The organism is Streptomyces sp. NPDC088733, from assembly GCF_044751185.1.
GTDB lineage: Bacteria > Actinomycetota > Actinomycetes > Streptomycetales > Streptomycetaceae > Actinacidiphila.
This window is the reverse complement of sequence record NZ_JBIVLH010000025.1, coordinates 40,743-61,051: the sequence shown is the minus strand read 5'-3', so window position 1 is coordinate 61,051 and position 20,309 is coordinate 40,743. Positions and strand designations below refer to the sequence as shown.

15 protein-coding genes are annotated in these 20,309 nt (G+C 71.5%); 4 read left to right on the top strand and 11 right to left on the bottom strand.

What is annotated here, in order from left to right; genetic code table 11:
* Positions 1-16: 16 nt before the first annotated feature.
* Genes ACIP64_RS33265 through ACIP64_RS33255 form a run of 3 tightly spaced genes read right to left on the bottom strand, consistent with a single transcriptional unit; the run spans position 17 to position 3,905 of the window.
* Complete coding sequence (locus ACIP64_RS33265) at positions 17-1,366, bottom strand: replication-associated recombination protein A (RefSeq protein WP_401594158.1); 1,350 nt, start codon at positions 1,364-1,366, stop codon at positions 17-19.
* Between the two features lie 36 nt (positions 1,367-1,402).
* Positions 1,403-2,053 (bottom strand): vitamin K epoxide reductase family protein, encoded by a 651-nt coding sequence (locus ACIP64_RS33260; RefSeq protein WP_401594155.1) that lies wholly within the window; start codon positions 2,051-2,053, stop codon positions 1,403-1,405.
* Positions 2,054-2,099: 46 nt separating this feature from the next.
* Complete coding sequence (locus tag ACIP64_RS33255; RefSeq protein ID WP_401594152.1) at positions 2,100-3,905, bottom strand: glycoside hydrolase family 15 protein; 1,806 nt, start codon at positions 3,903-3,905, stop codon at positions 2,100-2,102.
* Between the two features lie 100 nt (positions 3,906-4,005).
* Here ACIP64_RS33255 and ACIP64_RS33250 point away from each other — a divergent pair, with 100 nt between their 5' ends.
* A complete protein-coding gene (locus tag ACIP64_RS33250) occupies positions 4,006-4,812 on the top strand; it encodes an SAM-dependent methyltransferase (RefSeq protein WP_401594150.1) in 807 nt (268 codons plus the stop codon).
* Positions 4,809-6,935 carry a putative bifunctional diguanylate cyclase/phosphodiesterase gene (locus ACIP64_RS33245; RefSeq protein WP_401594147.1) on the top strand — a complete coding sequence of 709 codons (2,127 nt, stop codon included), beginning with the start codon at positions 4,809-4,811 and terminating at the stop codon, positions 6,933-6,935. The genes ACIP64_RS33250 and ACIP64_RS33245 overlap by 4 nt, the downstream gene beginning before the upstream one ends.
* Before the next feature lie 725 nt (positions 6,936-7,660).
* On the opposite strand, the gene hisS is transcribed toward ACIP64_RS33245, so the two are convergent.
* On the bottom strand, positions 7,661-8,923 hold the full coding sequence (hisS, locus tag ACIP64_RS33240; protein ID WP_401594144.1) for a histidine--tRNA ligase: 1,263 nt from the start codon (positions 8,921-8,923) through the stop codon (positions 7,661-7,663).
* Between the two features lie 13 nt (positions 8,924-8,936).
* Complete coding sequence (locus tag ACIP64_RS33235) at positions 8,937-9,653, bottom strand: MBL fold metallo-hydrolase (RefSeq protein ID WP_401594141.1); 717 nt, start codon at positions 9,651-9,653, stop codon at positions 8,937-8,939.
* Between the two features lie 211 nt (positions 9,654-9,864).
* On the opposite strand from ACIP64_RS33235, the gene ACIP64_RS33230 reads away from it, so the two are divergent.
* Both ACIP64_RS33230 and ACIP64_RS33225 read left to right on the top strand, forming a co-directional pair.
* Positions 9,865-10,695, top strand: coding sequence for a peptidylprolyl isomerase (locus ACIP64_RS33230; protein WP_401594138.1), 831 nt, complete (start codon positions 9,865-9,867; stop codon positions 10,693-10,695).
* Between the two features lie 216 nt (positions 10,696-10,911).
* Positions 10,912-12,141, top strand: a complete 1,230-nt coding sequence (locus tag ACIP64_RS33225) for a DUF349 domain-containing protein (protein WP_401594135.1) — start codon at positions 10,912-10,914, stop codon at positions 12,139-12,141.
* Between the two features lie 121 nt (positions 12,142-12,262).
* On the opposite strand, the gene ACIP64_RS33220 is transcribed toward ACIP64_RS33225, so the two are convergent.
* From ACIP64_RS33220 to ruvB, 6 genes are all read right to left on the bottom strand, one after another.
* The gene (locus ACIP64_RS33220) at positions 12,263-14,743 is read right to left on the bottom strand and encodes a RelA/SpoT family protein (protein WP_401594132.1); all 2,481 of its coding nucleotides are present in this window, start codon (positions 14,741-14,743) and stop codon (positions 12,263-12,265) included.
* Between the two features lie 239 nt (positions 14,744-14,982).
* A complete protein-coding gene (locus tag ACIP64_RS33215) occupies positions 14,983-15,543 on the bottom strand; it encodes an adenine phosphoribosyltransferase (protein ID WP_401594129.1) in 561 nt (186 codons plus the stop codon).
* 26 nt (positions 15,544-15,569) lie between these two features.
* Entirely contained in the window at positions 15,570-16,742 is a 1,173-nt protein-coding gene (gene secF, locus ACIP64_RS33210) for a protein translocase subunit SecF (RefSeq protein WP_401594126.1), read from the bottom strand.
* On the bottom strand, positions 16,742-18,502 hold the full coding sequence (secD, locus tag ACIP64_RS33205; RefSeq protein WP_401594123.1) for a protein translocase subunit SecD: 1,761 nt from the start codon (positions 18,500-18,502) through the stop codon (positions 16,742-16,744). The genes secF and secD overlap by 1 nt, the downstream gene beginning before the upstream one ends.
* A 126-nt stretch (positions 18,503-18,628) precedes the next feature.
* Positions 18,629-19,060 carry a preprotein translocase subunit YajC gene (gene yajC, locus ACIP64_RS33200; protein WP_401594120.1) on the bottom strand — a complete coding sequence of 144 codons (432 nt, stop codon included), beginning with the start codon at positions 19,058-19,060 and terminating at the stop codon, positions 18,629-18,631.
* A gap of 176 nt (positions 19,061-19,236) precedes the next feature.
* Positions 19,237-20,301, bottom strand: a complete 1,065-nt coding sequence (ruvB, locus tag ACIP64_RS33195; RefSeq protein WP_401594117.1) for a Holliday junction branch migration DNA helicase RuvB — start codon at positions 20,299-20,301, stop codon at positions 19,237-19,239.
* Positions 20,302-20,309 lie beyond the last annotated feature (8 nt).

Here is a 20,309-nt window from a genome sequence, read left to right as displayed (position 1 = left end):
CACGCCGCCCACGCCGCTACTCCCCCGCAAGGCGCTCCCGGACCCGGTCCAGGACGTCGGCGTAGCGCGCCTCCGCGCCGTGGCGCGTGGGCTCGTAGTAGCGCGTGCCGTGGATGTCGTCCGGGGCGTACTGCTGGGCCGCGATGCCGCCGGGCAGGTCGTGCGGGTACAGATAGCCCTTCCCGTGGCCGAGTTTGGCCGCGCCCTTGTAGTGGCTGTCGCGCAGATGCGCCGGGATCGGCCCGGTCTTCCCCGCGCGGACGTCCGCGAGCGCCGCGCCTATGGCCGTGGTCGCGGAGTTCGACTTGGGGGCCAGGGCCAGCGCGATGGTGGCGTGGCTGAGGGTCAGGGCCGCCTCGGGGAAGCCGATCATCGCCACCGCCTGAGCGGCGGCGACCGCCGTCTGCAGGGCGGTCGGGTCGGCGAGGCCGATGTCCTCGCTCGCCGAGATCATCAGCCGGCGCGCGATGAACCGCGGGTCCTCCCCCGCCTCGATCATGCGCGCCAGGTAGTGCAGCGCCGCGTCCACGTCGGAGCCGCGGATGGACTTGATCAGGGCGCTGGCCACGTCGTAGTGCTGGTCGCCGTCCCGGTCGTACCGCACCGCGGCACGGTCGACGGACTCCTCCAGCGTGGCCAGCGAGATCTCCCCCTCGCCCTTGGCGAGGGCCGCGCCCGCGCCGGCCTCCAGGGCGGTCAGCGCCCGCCGCGCGTCGCCGCCGGCGATGCGCAGCAGGTGGGCCTCGGCCTCCTCGGACAGCGTGACGGCGTCCTTCAGGCCGCGCTCGTCGTCGAGGGCGCGCCGCACGAGGCCGCGCAGGTCGTCGTCGGTCAGCGACTCCAGGGTGAGCAGCAGCGACCGCGACAGCAGCGGGGAGATGATCGAGAAGTACGGGTTCTCCGTGGTCGCCGCGATCAGCGTGACCCAGCGGTTCTCGACGGCGGGCAGCAGCGAGTCCTGCTGCGCCTTGCTGAAGCGGTGGATCTCGTCGAGGAAGAGGACGGTGTCCCTGCCGTAGCCGCCGGACTCGCGCTTGGCGCTCTCGATGACCGCGCGGACCTCCTTGACGCCCGCGGTGATCGCCGAGAGCTCGACGAAGCGCTTGTTGGTGGCGTGGCTGACCACGTACGCCAGCGTCGTCTTGCCGATGCCGGGCGGCCCCCACAGGATCACCGAGGAGGGACCGGCGGGACCGCCGCCGCCCTCGCCGACCAGCCGGCGCAGCGGCGAGCCGGGGCGCAGCAGGTGCCCCTGCCCCACGACCTCGTCCAGCGTGCGCGGACGCATCCGTACGGCGAGGGGACTGCCTCCCGGCTCCCTCGACTGACGTTCCTCTGCGGCTGCGGTGAACAGGTCGGGCTCCACGGCAGGAAAGCCTATGTCACCGCACCGACAGCCCGGTCAGAGGAGATGCTTGCTCCAGTACGACCACCAGCGGGTCAGGATCAGCAGGACGAGCACGCCGTACCAGAGCACGGGGACGACCCAGTGGAACTCCAGCACGACGTTGCGCAGGGCCGCCGGTGCCGGGATGATCCGGTGCTTCACGTTGTGCACGAGCGTGTACCAGAACAGCGCGATCGTGACGACCCAGGCCAGCGAGCACCACAGGCACAGCGAACCGATGCTGTACAGCGACTGGTACTGCAGCCACGTGACGAAGCCGACGCCGAAGAGCGTGCCGGCCTGCAGGCCCAGCCAGTACCAGCTGCGGTAGCGGGCCCCGGCGAAGATACCCATGCCGATGGCGATGACCACCGGGTAGGCCACCATGCCGATCATCGGGTTGGGGAAGCCGAAGGCGTGCGCCTGCTCGCTCTTCATGATGTTGCCGCAGGAGATGATCGGGTTCAGGCTGCAGCCGGGGACGAAGTTCGGGTCCTCCAGCAGCTTGAACTTGTCGATCGTGATGACCCACGAGGCGAGCAGGCCGAGGGCACCGCAGACCACGAGCAGCCAGGTGTACGCCCTGCCTGCGCCGATGCGGTCCTGGGCGGGCTGCTCCAGGTCCTCGCCGTCGGTGCGGGTCGTGTCTACCGCCGAAGTCACCATGTCGCCGTTCCGTTGGTCGGGGATCTGCCGCACTGCCCAACGCGTGTCATGCGCGGGAAGTGCCGGGTTCCATGGTGCCGTGTCCCCCGTACGAGGGACAACGAGACAAAGTGAACGCCGTGTTGACGAGCGCTACGTGTGTGAACGCCTGCGGAGTGTTACCGAGGTGCCGCGCCGCGAGCGGATCCCACTCCTCCGGGAGCAGTCCGAGGTCGTTGGCGCTGTCCAGGACACGGGCGAACAGCACCCGGGCCTCGTCCTCCCGGCCCAGCGCGGCCAGGGCGTCGGCCAGCCAGAAGGAGCACGCCAGGAAGGCCCCCTCCGTTCCCGGGACGCCGTCGGGGCCCGTGTAGCGGCGGACGAAGCCGTGCAGGTCCAGCTCGTCGCGGACGGCGTCGACGGTGCGGGCCACCCGGGGGTCGCCGGGCGGCAGGAAACCGGTCTTGACGATGAACAGCGTCGCCGCGTCGAGGGCCCGGCCGCCGTAGTGCTGGACGAAGACCCCGCGCCGCGCGTCGTAGCCGTGGGCGCAGACGTCGGCGTGGATGGCGTCGCGCAGTTCCCGCCAGCGCTCCACCGGGGCGGGCAGTCCCGTGGCCTCGGCCATGCGCACGGCCCGGTCGGCGGCGACCCAGGACATCACCTTGGAGTGCACGAAGTGCCGGCGGCCGCCGCGCACCTCCCACAACCCCTCGTCGGGCTCGCGCCAGTGGCCCTCCAGGTGCGTCAGCATCCTGCGCAGGAAGGCCCACACCTGGCGCTCCATGGGGATGCCGGCCCGCAGCGCCAGGTGCAGGGTGTCGACGACCTCGCCGTACACGTCGAGCTGGAACTGCCCGACCGCGGCATTGCCGAGCCGGACCGGGCCGGAGCCCTCGTAGCCGGGGAACCAGTCGGCGTGGGTCTCGGGCAGGTGGCGCTCCCCCGCCACGCCGTACAGGCTGCGCAGGTCGCCGGGGTCGCCGGCGATCGCCCGCAGCAGCCACTGGCGCCAGGCCGCGGCCTCCTCGCGGAAGCCGCCGCGCAGCAGGGCGGACAGGGTCATGCTGGAGTCGCGCAGCCAGCAGAAGCGGTAGTCCCAGTTGCGGACCCCGCCGATGAGCTCGGGCAGCGAGGTGGTCGGGGCGGCGACGATGCCCCCGGTGGGCTGGTAGGCCAGGGCCTTGAGGGTGATCAGCGAGCGCAGTACGGCGTCCGGGTAGTCGCCCGCGTAGCGGAACCCGGCGGCCCAGTCCTGCCACCGGGCGACGGTGGCGCGCAGCGCGGCCTCGGGGTCGGTACGGTGCGAGGCGCTCAGGTGCGAGGGCTGCCAGGTGAGGACGAAGGGCACCCGCTGCCCCGCCTCAACGGTGGCGTCGGAGCGGGTGCAGCCGTCGGAGCCGTAGGTGTGCACGCCGGGGGTCGCCCGCAGCCAGGCCGAGTCGGGGCCCGCGACCGCGACGCGGTGGTGCCCGGTGCGCCGCACCCAGGGGGCGGTGCGGCCGTAGTTGAAGCGCAGGCGCAGTTCGCTGCGCATGTCCACGGTGCCGCTCAGGCCCTCCACGATGCGGATGAGGTGCGGCGCGCGCTCGCGCTGGGGCATGAAGTCGATCACCTTGACGGCGCCGCCGGCCGTGCGCCAGTAGGTCTCCAGCACCAGGGTGCCGGCGCGGTAGGCGCGGCTCTCGCACTGTCCGCCGCCCACCGGGGCCAGCCGCCAGCTCCCGTGGCGCTCGTCGCCCAGGAGCGCGGCGAAGCAGCTCGGCGAGTCGAAGCGGGGCAGGCAGAGCCAGTCCACGGAGCCGTCCCGGCCGACAAGCGCGGCCGTCTGGAGGTCCCCGATGAGGCCGTAGTCCTCGATGAGCCTGCTCATGGTGAACCGATCACTGCGAGAATACGTACATATAAGACACTAGGGACTTTAGGCTGATCCGGGGAGCCGGGACGTCCGACCGGCTCGGGAGAGGTGCACGATGCAACGTCCGGAATGGGTGCCGGCCGGGACCGACGTGGAGACCCCCAACGCCGCCCGGGTCTACGACTACTACCTGGGCGGGTCGCACAATTTCGCGGCCGACCGCGACATGGCCCGCGAGGCCCTGGCGCTCTGGCCCGACCTCCCGGAGATCATGCGCGCCAACCGCGCGTTCCTGCGCCGGTCGGTGAGTTACGTCGCGGCCCAGGGCGTGAGCCGCTTCATCGACATCGGGTCGGGCATCCCGACGTACGGCGCCGTCCACGAGGTGGCGCGCCCGGTGCGCCCCGACACCCGGGTGGTGTACGTCGACGACGATCCGATCGCCGTGGCGCACAGCCGGCTGATGCTCAAGGACGACCCGCGCTGCGCGATGGTGGCGGCCGACATGACCGACCCCGTCGACCTGCTGTCCCGGCCCGAGATCGAGGACCTGCTGCGGCCGGGGGAACCGGTCGCCGTGCTCCTCGTCGCCGTCCTGCACTTCGTGCCGGACTCGGCCGCGCCCGCCAAGATCGTGGCCACGCTGAGGGAGGCCATGCCCCCCGGCAGCTACCTGGTGCTCTCGCACGCCTCCCAGGAGTCGCGCCCCGAGAAGGCCGCCCCCTTGGAGGCGCTCTACGCCCGGACCGCGACCCCGCTGACCATGCGCACCCGGCAGCAGGTGGCGACGTTCTTCGAGGGCTTCGAGATGGTCGAGCCCGGCATCGTGTGGCTCAACGAGTGGCACCCGGACGACCCCGAGTCGGTCGGACCGCACCCGGAGCTGCTGTCGGGCCTGACCGGGGTGGGGATACGGCCGTGACGGAGCCGCTGACCCCCGTGGGCACCCGCGACTTCACCGAGGCCTGGTACCGGCTGCTCCGCTCCGGCCAGGGGCTGGCCCTGCCGCCGCCGACGCTGGCCCGGGTCGCGGGCCGCACGGCGGAGCTGCTGCGCCGCTCGCTGGCCGGGACCGATGCGGACACCCCGCTGGCCGAGGAGGCCGCGGCCCTGCTGGTGGACGCCCACTTCACCGATCCCGAGATCCTCGCGCACGCCGTCGCCCTGCTGCACACGCAGCGGGCCGCCCCGGGCCGCCTGGCGGCCGTCTCCGGTGTTTTCGCCGCCGGATGGGCGGCGGCCCTGCGCGAGCGGACGCTGCGCGAGCAGGAGGCGATCCAGCGCGCCGCCTTCGACGCCCGCGAGGAGGCGGAACGGGCCTGGCGGGCTTCCGAGGCGCGGTTCCGCGCCCTGTTCGAGCACGCCGCCATCGGCATCGGCATGGCCGATGTGAACGGCACGATCCTCCAGGTCAACCGGGCGCTGCGGGAGCTGTTCGGGACCCGGTCGGAGGACCTGCGGGGCCGGCGGGTCACCGACCTGGTGCATCCGGAGGACGCGCCGGGGGTGTGGGAGGCGTACGAGGACCTGGTGCAGGGGCGGCGGGACCGCTTCACCTGCGACAAGCCGTACTACCGGCACGACGGGGAGGTGGTCTGGACGCATCTGACGGTCTCGCTGATCCGCGGTGAGAACGGCGAGCCCCGCTACCAGGTGGCGATGGTCGAGGACATCACCGACCGGTACCGCCTCCAGGAGCGGCTGCGCCACCAGGCGACGCACGACCCGCTCACCGGGCTGCCGAACCGGGCGGCCTTCTTCGAGCGGCTGGAGGCCCTGTTCGAGGAGCCGCAGCCGGACGCCCGCTTCGGCCTGTGCTACGTCGACCTGGACGGCTTCAAGGTCGTCAACGACAGCCTGGGGCACGAGACCGGCGACCTGCTGCTCGCGGCGGTGGCCGAGCGCCTGGACACCGCGCTCACCCCGCTCGGGCACCTGGTGGCCCGGCTCGGCGGCGACGAGTTCGTGGTGCTGCTGGAGGACTGCCGGGGCGAGGAGGAGGCGGTGGCCGTCGCCAAGCTCGTCCTGACGACCCTCGCCCGGCCCTTCCTGATCGCCGGTCACAAACTGGCCATCGGCGCCAGCGTGGGCGTCCTGGCGCGCACCGTGGCGGCGACCACGCCGGGCGCCGCGGTGCGCGCGGCCGATCTGACGCTGTACCGGTCGAAGGAGTCCGGGCGCGGCCGGTGGACGCTGTTCGACCCGACGCAGAACGCGCGCGCGGTGAGCCGGTACGCGATCTCCGTCCGGCTGCCGGTGGCGCTGGACCGCGGCGAGTTCTTCGTGGACTACCAGCCGCTGTGCGCGCTGTCCGACGGCAGCCTGGCCGCGGTCGAGGCCCTGGTGCGCTGGCGCCATCCGCAGTTCGGGGTGCTGGGCCCGGACGAGTTCGTGGCGACGGCGGAGGAGACCGGGCTGATCATGCCGCTGGGGCGGTGGATCCTGGAGCGGGCGATCGGGCAGGCCGCGGAGTGGGTGCGCCGGTTCGGGGACGCGGCACCGCAGATCAATGTGAATCTGGCGGTGCGTCAGGCACGCAACCCGGGGCTGGTGAACGACATCACGCGCATCCTGGACAACAGCGGCCTCGACCCCCGCCGGCTCCAGCTGGAGATCACCGAGAGCGCGGTCATCGGCCCCGAGGACGAGTCGCTGCGCGCCCTCCAGGCACTCGCCGACGCCGGTGTCTCTCTGGCGGTGGACGACTTCGGCACCGGCTGGTCGAACCTCGCCTATCTGCGGAACCTCCCGGTGTCCGGGCTGAAGATCGCGGGCACCTTCGTGTCGGACACCCACCAGCACGGGTCGGAGGAGCCGGTGGGCTGGCGGATCGTCGGGGGGCTGGTGTCGCTGGCGCACGCGCTGGGCCTGACCGTCACCGCGGAGGGCGTGGAGACCCCGCAGCACGCGCGGTGGCTGCGCTCGCTGGGCTGCGACTGGGGGCAGGGGTGGCACTTCGGCCGGCCCGTTGCGCCGCAGGAGATCGCCCGGAGAATCACCGAAGGTCACTCTGCGTACCCCATGAGCAAAAGCGAGGCAAAGTAAGGGCCGAAATCTTGACTCTGCGTGAGGGCCGCGAGTTAGATGAAGTTCCGGAGGCGATTGATCCGGATCATCCGGTTTCGTGGTGTTACGCGGCCGGTGACGGTTCCCGCCTCACGGTGGACGCTCCGGCGTCCCGGATCGAGAACACCGTCCCGCACCGTCCCACACCGTCATGGACCGCCCTCATGGCAGCTGAACCCGTCACCGGCACCACCGCGCGGACCGCCCGCCTCGCGGCATCCTCCGCCGGCCGGCCCGCGCCTCGTGAACGACGGTTCCCGGCCCTCACCGGGACACCGGACCACCTACTTCCCCGCCCGGGCGGGGAACCAGGCCACTCCTGGGTACCGCCCGCAGCGGGGAAGCGATGAGCGGCGCCGACCGGCGCACCCGCGCGGCCTGCCCCTGCCCCGTCGCCCGCGACTCGCTCTACACCCCTGCCCGCGTCGTCGAACCGGATCCGACCGCCACCGGCGAACACCACTCGCCGGGTGGTACGGGACCGCTCGGTGCCGCCGACACGGACAGACGCGTGTTGGCGTGGGAGCGACTGCATGGACACCCGCTCGGGACGGCCACTTCCCACGGTACGCCCGGCGCTCCCGCCGGACCGTGCCGCGCGCCGGCCGACGCCGCCCGTCGCGAACCCCTCATGTGCGGCTCGCGTGCGCCGACGGCCCGCGGTCCGGCCCCGGGCGCACCGGCCGGACCGCGTGGCGCGCGGGTCAGGCCAGCCGCTCGCGCAGGGCGCCGACGATCCGGTCGACCGGCACGGCGGTCTGCTCCCCGCTCTCCAGGTCCTTCAGCTGCACGACGCCCTCGGCGAGATCGCGCTCACCGGCGACGATCGCGAACCGGGCGCCCGAACGGTTGGCGGACTTCATGGCGTTCTTCAGGCCCTTGCCGCCGAAGGCGAAGTCCGTGGCGACACCGGCCCTGCGCAGCCCGGTGACCGCGCCGAACAGCACCCGGCGCGCCTCCTCGCCCATCGGCACCGCGAACACCTGCGTGGGCGCGGGCAGTTCGAGCTCCACGCCCTCGGCCTTCAGCGCCAGAACGGTGCGGTCCACGCCGAGCGCCCAGCCCACCGACGGCAGCGCGGGGCCGCCGATCATCTCGGACAGGCCGTCGTAGCGGCCGCCGCCGCCGACCGCGGACTGCGAGCCCAGACCGTCGTGGACGAACTCGAAGGTGGTGCGGGTGTAGTAGTCCAGACCGCGCACCAGCTTGGGGTCGTCCTCGTACTCCACGCCCGCCGCCGTCAGCAGTTCGCGCACCTGCTCGTGGTAGGCCTTGCAGGCCTCGCACAGGTGGTCGCGCATCATCGGGGCGCCGACGAGCTGCTTCTGGACGCTCTCGCGCTTGTCGTCCAGCACGCGCAGCGGGTTGATCTCGATGCGCCGGCGGGTGTCCTCGTCGAGGTCGAGGGCGCGCAGGAAGTCCTGGAGCGCGGCCCGGTAGACCGGACGGCACTCCTTGTCGCCCAGTGAGTTGAGCAGCAGGCGGAAGGTGCGCAGTCCGAGCGACCGGTACGCGTCCACGGCCAGGATGATCAGCTCGGCGTCCAGCACCGGGTCCTCGGCGCCGATCGCCTCCGCGCCCACCTGGGAGAAGTGGCGGTAACGCCCGGCCTGCGGACGCTCGTAGCGGTAGTAGGAGCCGGAGTACCAGAGCTTGACCGGCAGGTTGCCGGTCTTGTGCAGATTGGCCTCCAGCGCGGCGCGCAGCACCGAGGCGGTGCCCTCGGGGCGCAGCGCGAGGTGCGTGCCGCCCTTGGTGGTGAGGGTGTACATCTCCTTGGTCACGATGTCGGTGGACTCGCCGACACCGCGCGAGAACAGCTCCACCGTCTCGAAGCCGGGGGTCTCCACATAGCCGTAGCCGGCCCGCCGCAGCGGCGCGGCGATCGCCTCGCGTACCGCCAGGAACACGGCGGAATCGGGCGGCAGAAGGTCGTACGTGCCCTTGGGGGCCTTGAAAGTGCTCACAGGAAGTCTCTCGTCACATTCCTCGTCGCGGAGTCGCCGTCCGTCCGGCGTCCCCGAGGCCGCGGGCCAACTCCGCGAGATACGGATTGGAGGCGCGCTCACGGCCGATGGTCGTCTGGGGACCGTGACCGGACAGCACCACGGTCGAGTCGTCGAGCGGCAGGCACACACGTGCCAGCGACGCCAACAGCTCGTCCGTGTCACCGCCGGGCAGGTCGGTGCGTCCGACGGAGCCGGCGAACAGCAGGTCGCCCGAGAAGAACACCGAGGGGATCTCGGCGGTCTCGGGAAGCCTGAAGGCCACCGACCCCTTGGTATGGCCGGGCGCGTGCGCCACGGTCAGCTCCAGACCGGCCAGCTCCAGGCTGCTGCCGTCGGAGAGCTCCCTGACGTCGTCGGGCTCCCCGATGGTGAGTTCACCGAGCAGTTGGGCACCGATGGAACGTCCGAGGGCCTTCTCCGGGTCGTCCAGCATGTAGCGGTCGCGGGGGTGGATCCAGGCCGGGACGCCGTGCGCCCCGCAGACCGGAACGACCGAGGCCACATGGTCGATGTGGCCGTGGGTGAGGATGACGGCGACGGGCTTGAGACGGTGTTTGGCGAGCGTGTCCTCGACACCCTGGGTCGCTTCGTGACCCGGGTCGATGATCACGCACTCCTCACCGGCGGCGGGGGCCACCACATAGCAATTGGTGCCCCAGGCCCCGGCGGGGAACCCGGCAATGAGCACGTTCGTCCTTCTGTCGGCTGTCGTTCGCGGCAGGTCGTGCCGCCCGAGGGCGACGTCCTGAGCCTACCGGCGTGAACGCGGCCATCGCGAACCAGTAACGTCGCTGGACTGTGGGCGTGGCGGAAGCGAAGATCGGCCACGACGTACCAAGCAGAGACAGACGTACAGGCACACTCGACAGTTCGAGCAGAGGGCATCGGGAGACGGCTCAGTGGTCACCAAGGATCAGCGGCGGCGCCAGCTCGCCCGGGAGAAGTTCGAGCGGCAGCAGGAGCGCCGGGTGGGTGCGCGCAACCGCGCACGGCAGCGCAACACGGTGATCGCCGTCGTCGTGGCGGTCGTCCTGGCGGCCGGGGCCACGGCCTGGGCCGCCGGCGCGTTCACCGGCGACAGCAAGCAGGACGAGGCGGCCGCCAAGGCGTCCCCCAGCGCGGCGGCCAGCAGCGCGCCCAGCAAGGCGCCCGACCCGTGCGCCAAGCCCGCCGAGGGCGCCCCCGGCACCGAGCAGTGGAAGAAGGAGCCCGCGGTCACCGTCGACGCGGCCAAGAAGTACACCTTCGATCTGCAGACCACCTGCGGCGACATCGCTCTGGACCTCGACGCGAAGAACGCGCCGCACACGGTCAACTCCTTCGCCTTCCTGGCCGGCAAGGGCTACTTCGACCACACCAAGTGCCACCGGCTCACCACCTCCGGCATCTACGTGCTCCAGTGCGGCGACCCGACGGGCTCCGGCTCCGGCGGTCCCGGCTACACGATCCCGGACGAGAACCTGAAGGCGACGTCGGTCGCCAAGGGCACGTACCCGGCGGGCACCGTCGCGATGGCCAACACCGGCCAGCCGCACACCGGTGGCAGCCAGTTCTTCCTCGTCTACCAGGACAGCCCGCTCCCGCCGACCTACACGCCGTTCGGCACGATCACGGCCGACGGCATGGCGGTGCTCAAGAAGATCGCCGCAGCCGGGGACTCCACGGGCGCCGGTGACGGCGCCCCGAACGCGACCGTGGTGATCAACAAGGCGACGGTCAGCGCGTCCTGAGCCGCGTCCCCGCACCCGCTCGGTGAATTCGCGGGTGCGGGATGCGGACAGCCGGGCCACCGGTCGCCTATGTTGGCGTTGTGTAGGGTGCCTGCGCCGACGGCCGCACCGCGCGAGCGGGCCCGTCGGGACCGGCCAGGGCACGGCCCGGCCGGATGGAACTGTGGACGATGCCGTGTGCCGTGAAGAGGCCGGGCATCACGTGGAGGAGGCGCTGTGAGCAGCGACCCGTGGGGCCGCGTCGACGAGACGGGGACCGTGTACGTGCGTACGGCCGAGGGCGAGCGTGAAGTCGGCTCGTGGCAGGCGGGCTCCCCCGAGGAGGCGCTGGCCTACTTCGAGCGGAAGTACGAGGGTATCGTCGTCGAGATCGGCCTCCTCGAACGCCGGGTGAAGACCACCGACCTGTCCGCCAAGGACGCGCTGACGGCCATCGAGCACCTGCGCACCGCGGTGACCGAGGCGCATGCCGTCGGCGACCTGGCGGCGCTGGGCGAGCGGCTGGACGCGCTCACCGCGCTGGTCGACTCGCGCCGTGAAGAGCGCAAGGTGGCCAAGGCCAAGGCCTCCGAGGAGGCGAAGACGGCCAAGGAGGCCCTGGTCGTCGAGGCGGAGCAGCTGGCCGAGAGCGAGCAGTGGCGTTCCGCCGGCGAGCGCCTGCGCGCGCTCGTCGACACCTGGAAGGGCCTGCCCCGCCTGGACCGCAAGACCGACGACGAGCTGTGGCACCGCTTCAGCCACGCCCGTTCGGTCTTCTCCAAGCGCCGCAAGGGGCACTTCGCGCAGCTCGACGCGCAGCGCGAGGAGGCCAGGCAGCACAAGGAGAAGCTGGTGGAGGAGGCGCAGGCGCTGTCCGGCTCCACCGACTGGGGTCCGACCGCGGCGCGCTACCGCGAGCTGATGACCGAGTGGAAGGCCGCCGGCCGCGCGCAGCGCGAGGCCGAGGACGACCTGTGGAACCGTTTCCGCGGCGCCCAGGACGTCTTCTTCGCGGCCCGCTCCGAGGTCTTCGCGGAGCGGGACACCGAGCAGCGCGAGAACCTCACGCTCAAGGAGGAGCTGGCCATCGAGGCCGAGAAGCTGCTCCCGGTGACCGACCTCAAGTCGGCCCGCGCTGCGTTCCGAGGCATCAACGAGCGCTGGGAGGCGATCGGTCACGTGCCGCGCGACGCCCGGCCCCGGATCGAGGCCCGCATGCACGCGGTCGAGCGCGCCATCCACGACACCGAGGAGTCGGAGTGGCGGCGCACCAACCCCGAGGCGCGGGCCCGGGCGGCGGGTCTGACCGGCCAGCTCCAGGCCGCTGTCGACAAGCTGCGTGATCAGATCGAGAAGGCGGGCGCCGCGGGGAACACCGCCAAGGCCGAGAAGCTCCAGCGCGAGCTGGACGGCCGGCAGGCGCTGCTCGACCAGGCGCTGAAGTCCCTCGACGAGTTCAGCGGCTGAGAGCCGTCCCGGCCGGACCGGCCGGCAAGCCCGCAGGGCCCGTACGCGGTCGCGTACGGGCCCTGCGGGCTGTTGCGGTCCTCCCCCGGGGCCGCGGGCTTCCGGGGCCCCGGGGAGGCCGTCAGCGCTGCCGTGCCGAGGTGACCCGGTAGACGTCGTAGACGCCCTCCACGCCGCGGACCGCCTTCAGGACGTGGCCGAGGTGCTTGGGGTCGCCCATCTCGAACGTGAAGCGGGAGGTGGCGACCCGGTCGCGGGAGGTCTGGACGGCCGCGGACAGGATGTTGACGTGCTGGTCGGACAGCACGCGCGTGACGTCCGACAGCAGGCGGGCGCGGTCCAGGGCCTCGACCTGGATGGCGACCAGGAAGACCGACGACTGCGTCGGCGCCCACTCGACGTCGATGATCCGCTCGGGCTGCTGCGACAGCGCCTCGACGTTGACGCAGTCCGCACGGTGCACCGAGACGCCGTTGCCACGGGTGACGAAGCCGATGATCGGGTCGCCGGGCACCGGGGTGCAGCAGCGCGACAACTTGACCCATACGTCCCGCTCGCCCTTGACGATCACACCCGGGTCGGCGGCCGACCGCCGCTTGGTGCGGCTCCGCGAGGGCATCGTGATCTCGGCGATGTCCTCGGTCGCGCCCTCCTCGCCGCCCAGCGCCTCGACGAGCTTCTGCACCACCGACTGCGCGGTGATGTGCCCCTCGCCGATCGCCGCGTACAGCGCGGAGATGTCGGGGTAGCGCATCTCGTGGGCCAGGGTGACGAGCGAGTCGCCGGTGAGCACGCGCTGAATCGGCAGGCCCTGCTTGCGCATGGCCCGCGCGATGGCGTCCTTGCCCTGCTCGACGGCCTCCTCGCGGCGTTCCTTGGAGAACCAGGCGCGGATCTTGTTGCGCGCCCGCGGGGACTTGACGAAGCCGAGCCAGTCGCGGGACGGGCCCGCGCCGGCGGCCTTGGAGGTGAAGACCTCCACGGTGTCGCCGTTGTCGAGGGTCGACTCCAGCGGCACCAGGCGGCCGTTGACGCGCGCGCCGATGGTCCGGTGACCGACCTCGGTGTGCACGGCGTACGCGAAGTCGACCGGGGTGGCGCCCGCGGGAAGTGCGATGACGTCGCCCTTGGGCGTGAAGACGAAGACCTCGTTGCGGGACAGGTCGAAGCGCAGCGACTCCAGGAACTCGCCCGGGTCCTCCGTCTCCTTCTGCCAGTCCAGCAACTGCCGCAGCCACGCCATGTCGTTGACCGCGTCGTCCTTCTTCGCGGACTTCGGGCTGTCGGTACGCACCTTGGAGGCGCCGGCGACGGCCTCCTGCTTGTACTTCCAGTGCGCCGCGATGCCGTACTCGGCGCGGCGGTGCATGTCGAAGGTGCGGATCTGGATCTCGACCGGCTTGCCGCTGGGCCCGATGACCGTCGTGTGCAGCGACTGGTACATGTTGAACTTGGGCATCGCGATGTAGTCCTTGAACCGCCCCGGCACCGGGTTCCACCGCGCGTGGATGGTGCCCAGCGCCGCGTAGCAGTCGCGGACGGTGTCGACCAGGACCCGGATGCCCACCAGGTCGTAGATCTCGGCGAAGTCGCGGCCCCGCACGATCATCTTCTGGTACACGCTGTAGTAGTGCTTCGGGCGGCCGGTGACGGTCGCCTTGATGCGGGCCGCGCGCAGGTCCTGCTGCACCTGGTCGGTGACGACCGCCAGGTACTCGTCGCGCTTGGGGGCGCGCTCCGCGACCAGGCGCACGATCTCGTCGTACATCTTGGGGTAGAGGATCGCGAACGCGAGGTCCTCCAGCTCCCACTTGATGGTGTTCATGCCCAGCCGGTGCGCCAGCGGGGCGTAGATCTCCAGCGTCTCGCGGGCCTTCTTCTCCTGCTTTTCCCGCTTGAGGTACCGCATGGTGCGCATGTTGTGCAGGCGGTCGGCGAGTTTGATCACCAGGACGCGCGGGTCCTTGGCCATCGCCACGACCATCTTGCGCACGGTCTCGGCCTGCGCGGCCTCGCCGAACTTGACCTTGTCGAGCTTGGTGACGCCGTCCACCAGCAGGGCGACGGAATCGCCGAAGTCGCGGCGCAGCGCGTCCAGGCCGTACTCGGTGTCCTCCACCGTGTCGTGCAGCAGCCCGGCCATCAGCGTGGCCGGGTCCATGCCGAGCTCGGCGAGGATCGTCGTCACCGCGAGCGGGTGCGTGATGTACGGGTCGCCGCTCTTGCGCTTCTGGCCGCGGTGCCAGCGCTCCGCCACCTGGTAGGCGCGCTCGATCTGGCGCAGCTGCGACGTGTCGCCCTTGGGGTCGTTGCTGCGCACTATGCGCAGCAGGGGCTCCAGCACCGGGTTGTACGGGCTGGACCGCTGCACGCCCAGCCGGGCGAGACGGGCGCGGACGCGGTTCGAGGAGGTCGCGGGCCGGTTCGGCGCCACGCTGCCGGGCGTCCGCACGGGGCGGGCCCCCGGTGTCGCCGGCGGGGCCTTGGGAGCGGTGCTCTCCGCGGGGGCGGCGGGCGCGGCGGAAGGAGCCGCGGAGACGGAGGACGCCTCGCGTCCCTCCGCGGCGGTCTTCGGCTGGGTCGACCTGGCCTCGTCTTGCAAGGGCACTCCTTCTGGGCCCCTCCTGTCCGAGAACGGGCAAGGAGGGAGAGTCCGGTACACCATGGTAGCGATGTGACCGGGGGAACCGCGTCCTGTCCCGTCCCTCCCGTCCCGCAGCACGGCAAAACGGGCCCCCGCGGGGGCGAGGAGGAGGCCCCTCCCGGGCGGCACCCCTCCGGAAACGCCTGTGGTGGCCGGCCGGACGGCCGGGCCCCCCAGGGACGGAGCAAGAGCCGCGCTCAGACGGCGATCAGGACCTCCAGCGGGGCCCCGGCCAGGGACGGGGCGAGGCGCTCGCGGCCGCCCAGGAAGCCGAGCTCCAGCAGGACGGCGACACCGGCGACCTCGGCGCCGGTACGGCGGACGAGGTCGAGGGAGGCCTCGGCCGTCCCGCCGGTGGCGAGGACGTCGTCGATGACAAGGACCCGGTCGCCGGCTCCGAACGCGTCCTGGTGGACCTCGATCTCGGCCGTGCCGTACTCCAGCTCGTACCGCTGCCCGTGCGTGGCCGCCGGGAGCTTGCCCGCCTTGCGGACGGGGACGAAGCCCAGTCCGGCGCGGGCCGCGGCTGGGGCGGCGAGGATGAACCCGCGCGCCTCCAGCCCGACGACCTTGTCGGCGCCGTGCCGGATGCAGACCTCGGCGAGGGCGTCGACCAGGGCGCCGAAGGCGACGGGGTCGGCGAGCAGCGGGGTGATGTCCTTGAACATCACCCCGGCCCTGGGGTAGTCGGGCACGTCCCGGATGCGGCTGAGCAGCAGGCTGCGCAGCTCGCCCCGGGCGGCGTCCGTTGTCGTCATCAGTGGTGTTCCTCGGTGCTTCTGCTTCAGCGGCGCTTGCCGGACGGGCGGTTGCGGCCCCGGTTGCGGGACGGCGACTCGCGCCGGCCGCCGGAGGCCCCGGCGGTGGCGGCGTGCGGGTCGTCGTCGCCGTGGTCACCGTGATCGCCGTGGTCACCGCCGCCGTGGTCGCCGTCGGCCGGGCCGTGCGAGTCCTGCGGGTCGTCCCCGCCCTGCTCGCCACGGCGGGCGTCGGCCGCGCGCTTGGCGAGCACCCGCTTGCGCAGGGCCTTCATCTCCGGGTCGCGCTCCTTGAGGTCCGCGACCAGCGGGGTCGCGATGAAGATCGAGGAGTACGCACCGGCGGTGAGGCCGACGAAGAGCGACAGCGCGATGTCGTTGAGCGTGCCCGCGCCGAGCAGACCGCCACCGACGAACAGCAGGCCGGCGACCGGCAGCAGCGCCACGACCGTGGTGTTGATCGACCGCACCAGGGTCTGGTTGAGGCTGCGGTTGGCGAGCTCGCTGTAGGTGTAGCGGTTCTGCTTGGTGATGTCCTTGGTCGTCTCCTTCAGACCGTCGAAGACGACGACGGTGTCGTAGAGGGAGTAACCGAGGACGGTGAGCAGACCGATCACCGTGCCGGGCGTGACCTCGAAGCCGACGATCGCGTAGACGCCGATGGTGATCGTGAGGTCGTGCAGCAGCGCGATCAGGGCGGCCACGGCCTTGCGCCACTCGAAGGCGATCGCCATGTAGATCGTCACGAGGACCATGAAGATCACCAGGCCTTCGAAGGCCTTCTTGGAGATCTCCTCGCCCCAGCTCGGACCGATGATCTGCGGGTCGATGTCGGCCGGCTTGATGTCCAGGTCCTTGGCGATCTCGCCCTGGTACTGCTTGGCCTCGTCGAGCGTGATGTCGCTGATCTGGATACGGACGCTGCCCGTGCCCAGCTTCTGCACCAGGGCCTGGTGGTCGCCGGAGTCGCCGTCGATCCGGTCCTGGACCTGGGACACCGACATCGAGGTCTTGGGCGTGGTGAAGACCGCGCCGCCGGAGAACTCGATACCGAGCTTCAGGCCGTTGACGGCCAGACCCAGGATCGCGGCGACCGTGATCAGGATCGAGACGCCGTACCAGAGCTTGCGCTTGCCCACGAAGTCGTAGGCGATCTCGCCCCGGTGCAGGCGGTGCCCGAGGTTTCCGAGCCGGGACATCAGGCCTCCTTGACGTCGGTACGGCCCGCGGGGCGGCGGGTGCGGCGCAGCGGGGGTGTGACGCCCAGGGCGCGCGGGTCGAGTCCGGACCAGGGGTGTCCGCCTGCGTAGAACTTCTTGCGCGCGAGGATCGTCATGAGGGGCTTGGTGAACAGGAAGACCACCGCGACGTCGAGCAGCGTCGTCAGGCCGAGGGTGAAGGCGAAGCCCTGCACCTTGCCGACCGAGACGATGAACAGGACGGCGGCGGACAGGAACGACACGAAGTCCGAGACGAGGATCGTGCGCCGGGCGCGCGGCCATCCGCGGGCCACGGCGGGCTGCAGGGAGCGGCCCTCGCGCAGCTCGTCACGGATGCGTTCGAAGAACACGATGAAGGAGTCGGCGGTGATACCGATGGCGACGATGGCACCGCAGACCGCCGGCAGGTTCAGCGCGAAGCCGATGGCCGGGCCGAGCAGCGTCATGATCTCGTAGGTCAGGATCGCCGAGACCACGAGGCTGAGGATCGCGACGAAGCTCAGGCCCCGGTAGTACGCGATCAGGTAGAGCATGACCAGCACGAGGCCGACCGCACCGGCGATGATGCCGCCGTGCAGCTGCTCGCCGCCGACCGCCGCGGAGACCTTGGTGACGTCGGACTTGTCGAAGGTCAGCGGCAGGGAGCCGTAGGACAGGACGTTGGCCAGGTCCTGCGCGCTCTCCTGGGTGAAGCTGCCGTAGATCTCGGCGCTGCCGCTGAGGGTCTGGTTCACCGAGGGGGCGGAGACGACCTCGTTGTCCAGCACGATCGCGAACTGGTTGTTCGGCTGCTGCTGCTGGGACAGGACCGAGGTGATCTTCGAGAAGTCCTTGGAGCCGGCGCCGTCGAACGACAGGGTGACGACCCAGCCGTTGCCGGTCTGGGTGTCGTACTGGGCGGCGGCCTTCTTGACGTTCTTGCCGTCGACCGCGGACGGGCCCAGCGCGTACTTGGCACGGCCGTCCTGGCTGCACGCGACGATCTTGTCGGTCGGCTTGGCCTTCAGGTTGAGGTTGGCGCGGGCTTCCTTGTCGGAGCAGTCCAGCGCCGCGAGCTTCGCCTGGAGGTCGGCCGGGATCGAGGTGTCCAGCGTGCTGCCCGGGGCGGGCGGGGCGGCCGGCTCACTCGCCGGCGCCGTCGGGGCCTGCGAGGCCGGGGCGGACGGCGTGGAGGACGAGCCGGACTTCAGCGCGTCGGTGACGGCGCGGCCCTGCGTCGTGGCGCTCGAGCTCGGGGAGCTCGTCGTCCCGGCCTTGGCCGTCGACGAAGGCGAGGCCGGCGACGACGCCTTGCCCGTGGGGCTGGACGAGGGGGAGGGCGGGGCGGCCGGGGTGCCCGCCACCTCGGCGAGCACGGGGCGGAAGAAGAGCTGGGCGGTGGTGCCCACCTGCTTCTCCGCCTGGTCCGCGTTCGTGCCCTTGGGGATGTTGACGATGATGTTGCGATCGCCCTGCGTCTGGACCTCGGCCTCGGACACACCGAGACCGTTGACACGCCGCTCGATGATGCCGACGGCGGTGTCCATGTTGGTCTTGTTGATCGCGTTGGTCTGATCGCTCTTGGCCGTCAACGTGATGCTCGTGCCGCCGGCGAGGTCGATGCCCAGCCGCGGCGTCGTGTGGCCGGAGAGGAACATCCCTCCCGTGAGCGCCACGATGGCCAGCAGGATCACTGCCAGCGCCCGCCCGGGGTATCCCTGGCTCCCCGAGGGCTTGCGGCCCCTCTTCGGTGCTGCCACCTTCTCGATTCTCCCTGTCCAACCGCCCTGCGGACCTGCGCTCGCAGCAGGGCGGCACGATGTGTTGTACGGACGTGCCGACGCGTGAAACGTACCTGCCCCGGGTGTCGTCCCGGGGCGGTGGCGTTACTTGGAGTCGGTGCCGTCCGTCTTGGGGGCGTCCTGTGCCTTGGCCTCGTCGGTGGACTTGGCGAGGTCGACGCGGTCCTCGTCCTCGGCGGAGTCGTCGCCGTGCTCGGCGTCGGTGGCCTCGAACTGCGGCTCGGGCTCCGGCTCGATGCCGTGGACGATGCGGTCGTACTCGGCCTGGTCCAGCACGGCGGCGATGGCGTTCTTCGCGAAGTGCGCGTGCACGCCGTCGGCCAGCTCGAGCAGCACCGTGTCGTCGTTGACCTCCTTGACGACCGCGTACATACCGCCGATGGTGCGGATGCCCGCACCCGGCGCCATCTGGTCGCGCATGTTCACGGCCTGGCGCTGCTTGTTCTTGGCGGAGCGGGTCATCAGCAGCATGACACCGATGATCAGAACGAAAGGCAGAAGCTGGATGAGGTTCATGGTGTCAGGACGGTCCTTCGCACGGCCGCGGTGGCCTCGTCTACGGGATCTACGGGATCTACTCGATTGACTCGTCGTTCCGAGGGACGACGTCGGCGGAGTCTAAGCGTTCGTTCGCCGCTGGAACAACGCCAAGCATTACACCGTGGTTCCTGCGGCGGCGAGTCTCCCCGCCGTCAAGGGCCGAACAGCCCGTCTTGCCCGGGTCCGGCGCCCTGCGGGGGCACGAGTCCAAGGTGTGCCCACGCGGCGCGCGTGGCCACGCGGCCGCGCGGCGTACGTGCCAACAGCCCCTCGCGCACCAGGAACGGCTCGGCCACCTCCTCCACCGTCTCGCGCTCCTCCCCCACGGCCACCGCCAGTGTCGACAGCCCCACGGGGCCCCCGCCGAAGAGCTTCAGCAGGGCCTGCAGAACGGCCCGGTCCAGGCGGTCCAGGCCGCGGCCGTCGACCTCGTAGACGTCCAGGGCGCTGGCGGCGATCTCGCGGGTGACCCGGCCGTCCGCCTTGACCTGGGCGAAGTCCCGGACACGGCGCAGGAGTCGGTTGGCGATGCGCGGGGTGCCACGGGAGCGGCCGGCGATCTCGGCGGCGCCCTCGGCATCGATGCCGACGTCGAGGAGCCGGGCGGAACGGTGGATGACGCGCTCCAGTTCGGCCGGGGCGTAGAACTCCATGTGGCCGGTGAAGCCGAAGCGGTCGCGCAGCGGCGGGGGCAGCAGTCCGGCCCGGGTGGTGGCGCCGACCAGGGTGAACGGCGGCAGTTCCAGGGGGATCGCGGTGGCGCCGGGGCCCTTGCCGACGATCACGTCGACGCGGAAGTCCTCCATCGCCATGTAGAGCATCTCCTCGGCGGGCCGCGACATCCGGTGGATCTCGTCGAGGAAGAGCACCTCGCCCTCCGCGAGGGAGGACAGGATCGCGGCCAGGTCGCCCGCGTGCTGGATCGCGGGGCCCGAGGTGATGCGGATGGGAGCGCCCATCTCGGCCGCGATGATCATCGACAGCGTGGTCTTGCCGAGCCCGGGGGCGCCGGAGAGCAGCACGTGGTCGGCGGTCCCACCGCGCTGGCGGGCGGCCTTGAGCACCAGGTCCAGCTGCTCGCGGACCCGTTCCTGCCCGACGAACTCCTCCAGCGCCTTGGGCCGCAGCGCCGCCTCGACGGCCTGGTCCTCGCCGTCGGCGTCGGCGCCGACCAGACGGTCGGCGGTGGTCGGTACGGACTCGTCGTCCCAGTTCACTTCGGTGC

Coding starts and splice junctions, on each gene's coding strand:
- ACIP64_RS33260 (WP_401594155.1), bottom strand. CDS start 2,053: ATGGTGACTTCGGCGGTAGACACGACCCGCACCGACGGCGAGGACCTG.
- ACIP64_RS33255 (WP_401594152.1), bottom strand. CDS start 3,905: ATGAGCAGGCTCATCGAGGACTACGGCCTCATCGGGGACCTCCAGACG.
- ACIP64_RS33250 (WP_401594150.1), top strand. CDS start 4,006: ATGCAACGTCCGGAATGGGTGCCGGCCGGGACCGACGTGGAGACCCCC.
- ACIP64_RS33215 (WP_401594129.1), bottom strand. CDS start 15,543: ATGACGACAACGGACGCCGCCCGGGGCGAGCTGCGCAGCCTGCTGCTC.
- secF (WP_401594126.1), bottom strand. CDS start 16,742: ATGTCCCGGCTCGGAAACCTCGGGCACCGCCTGCACCGGGGCGAGATC.
- yajC (WP_401594120.1), bottom strand. CDS start 19,060: ATGAACCTCATCCAGCTTCTGCCTTTCGTTCTGATCATCGGTGTCATG.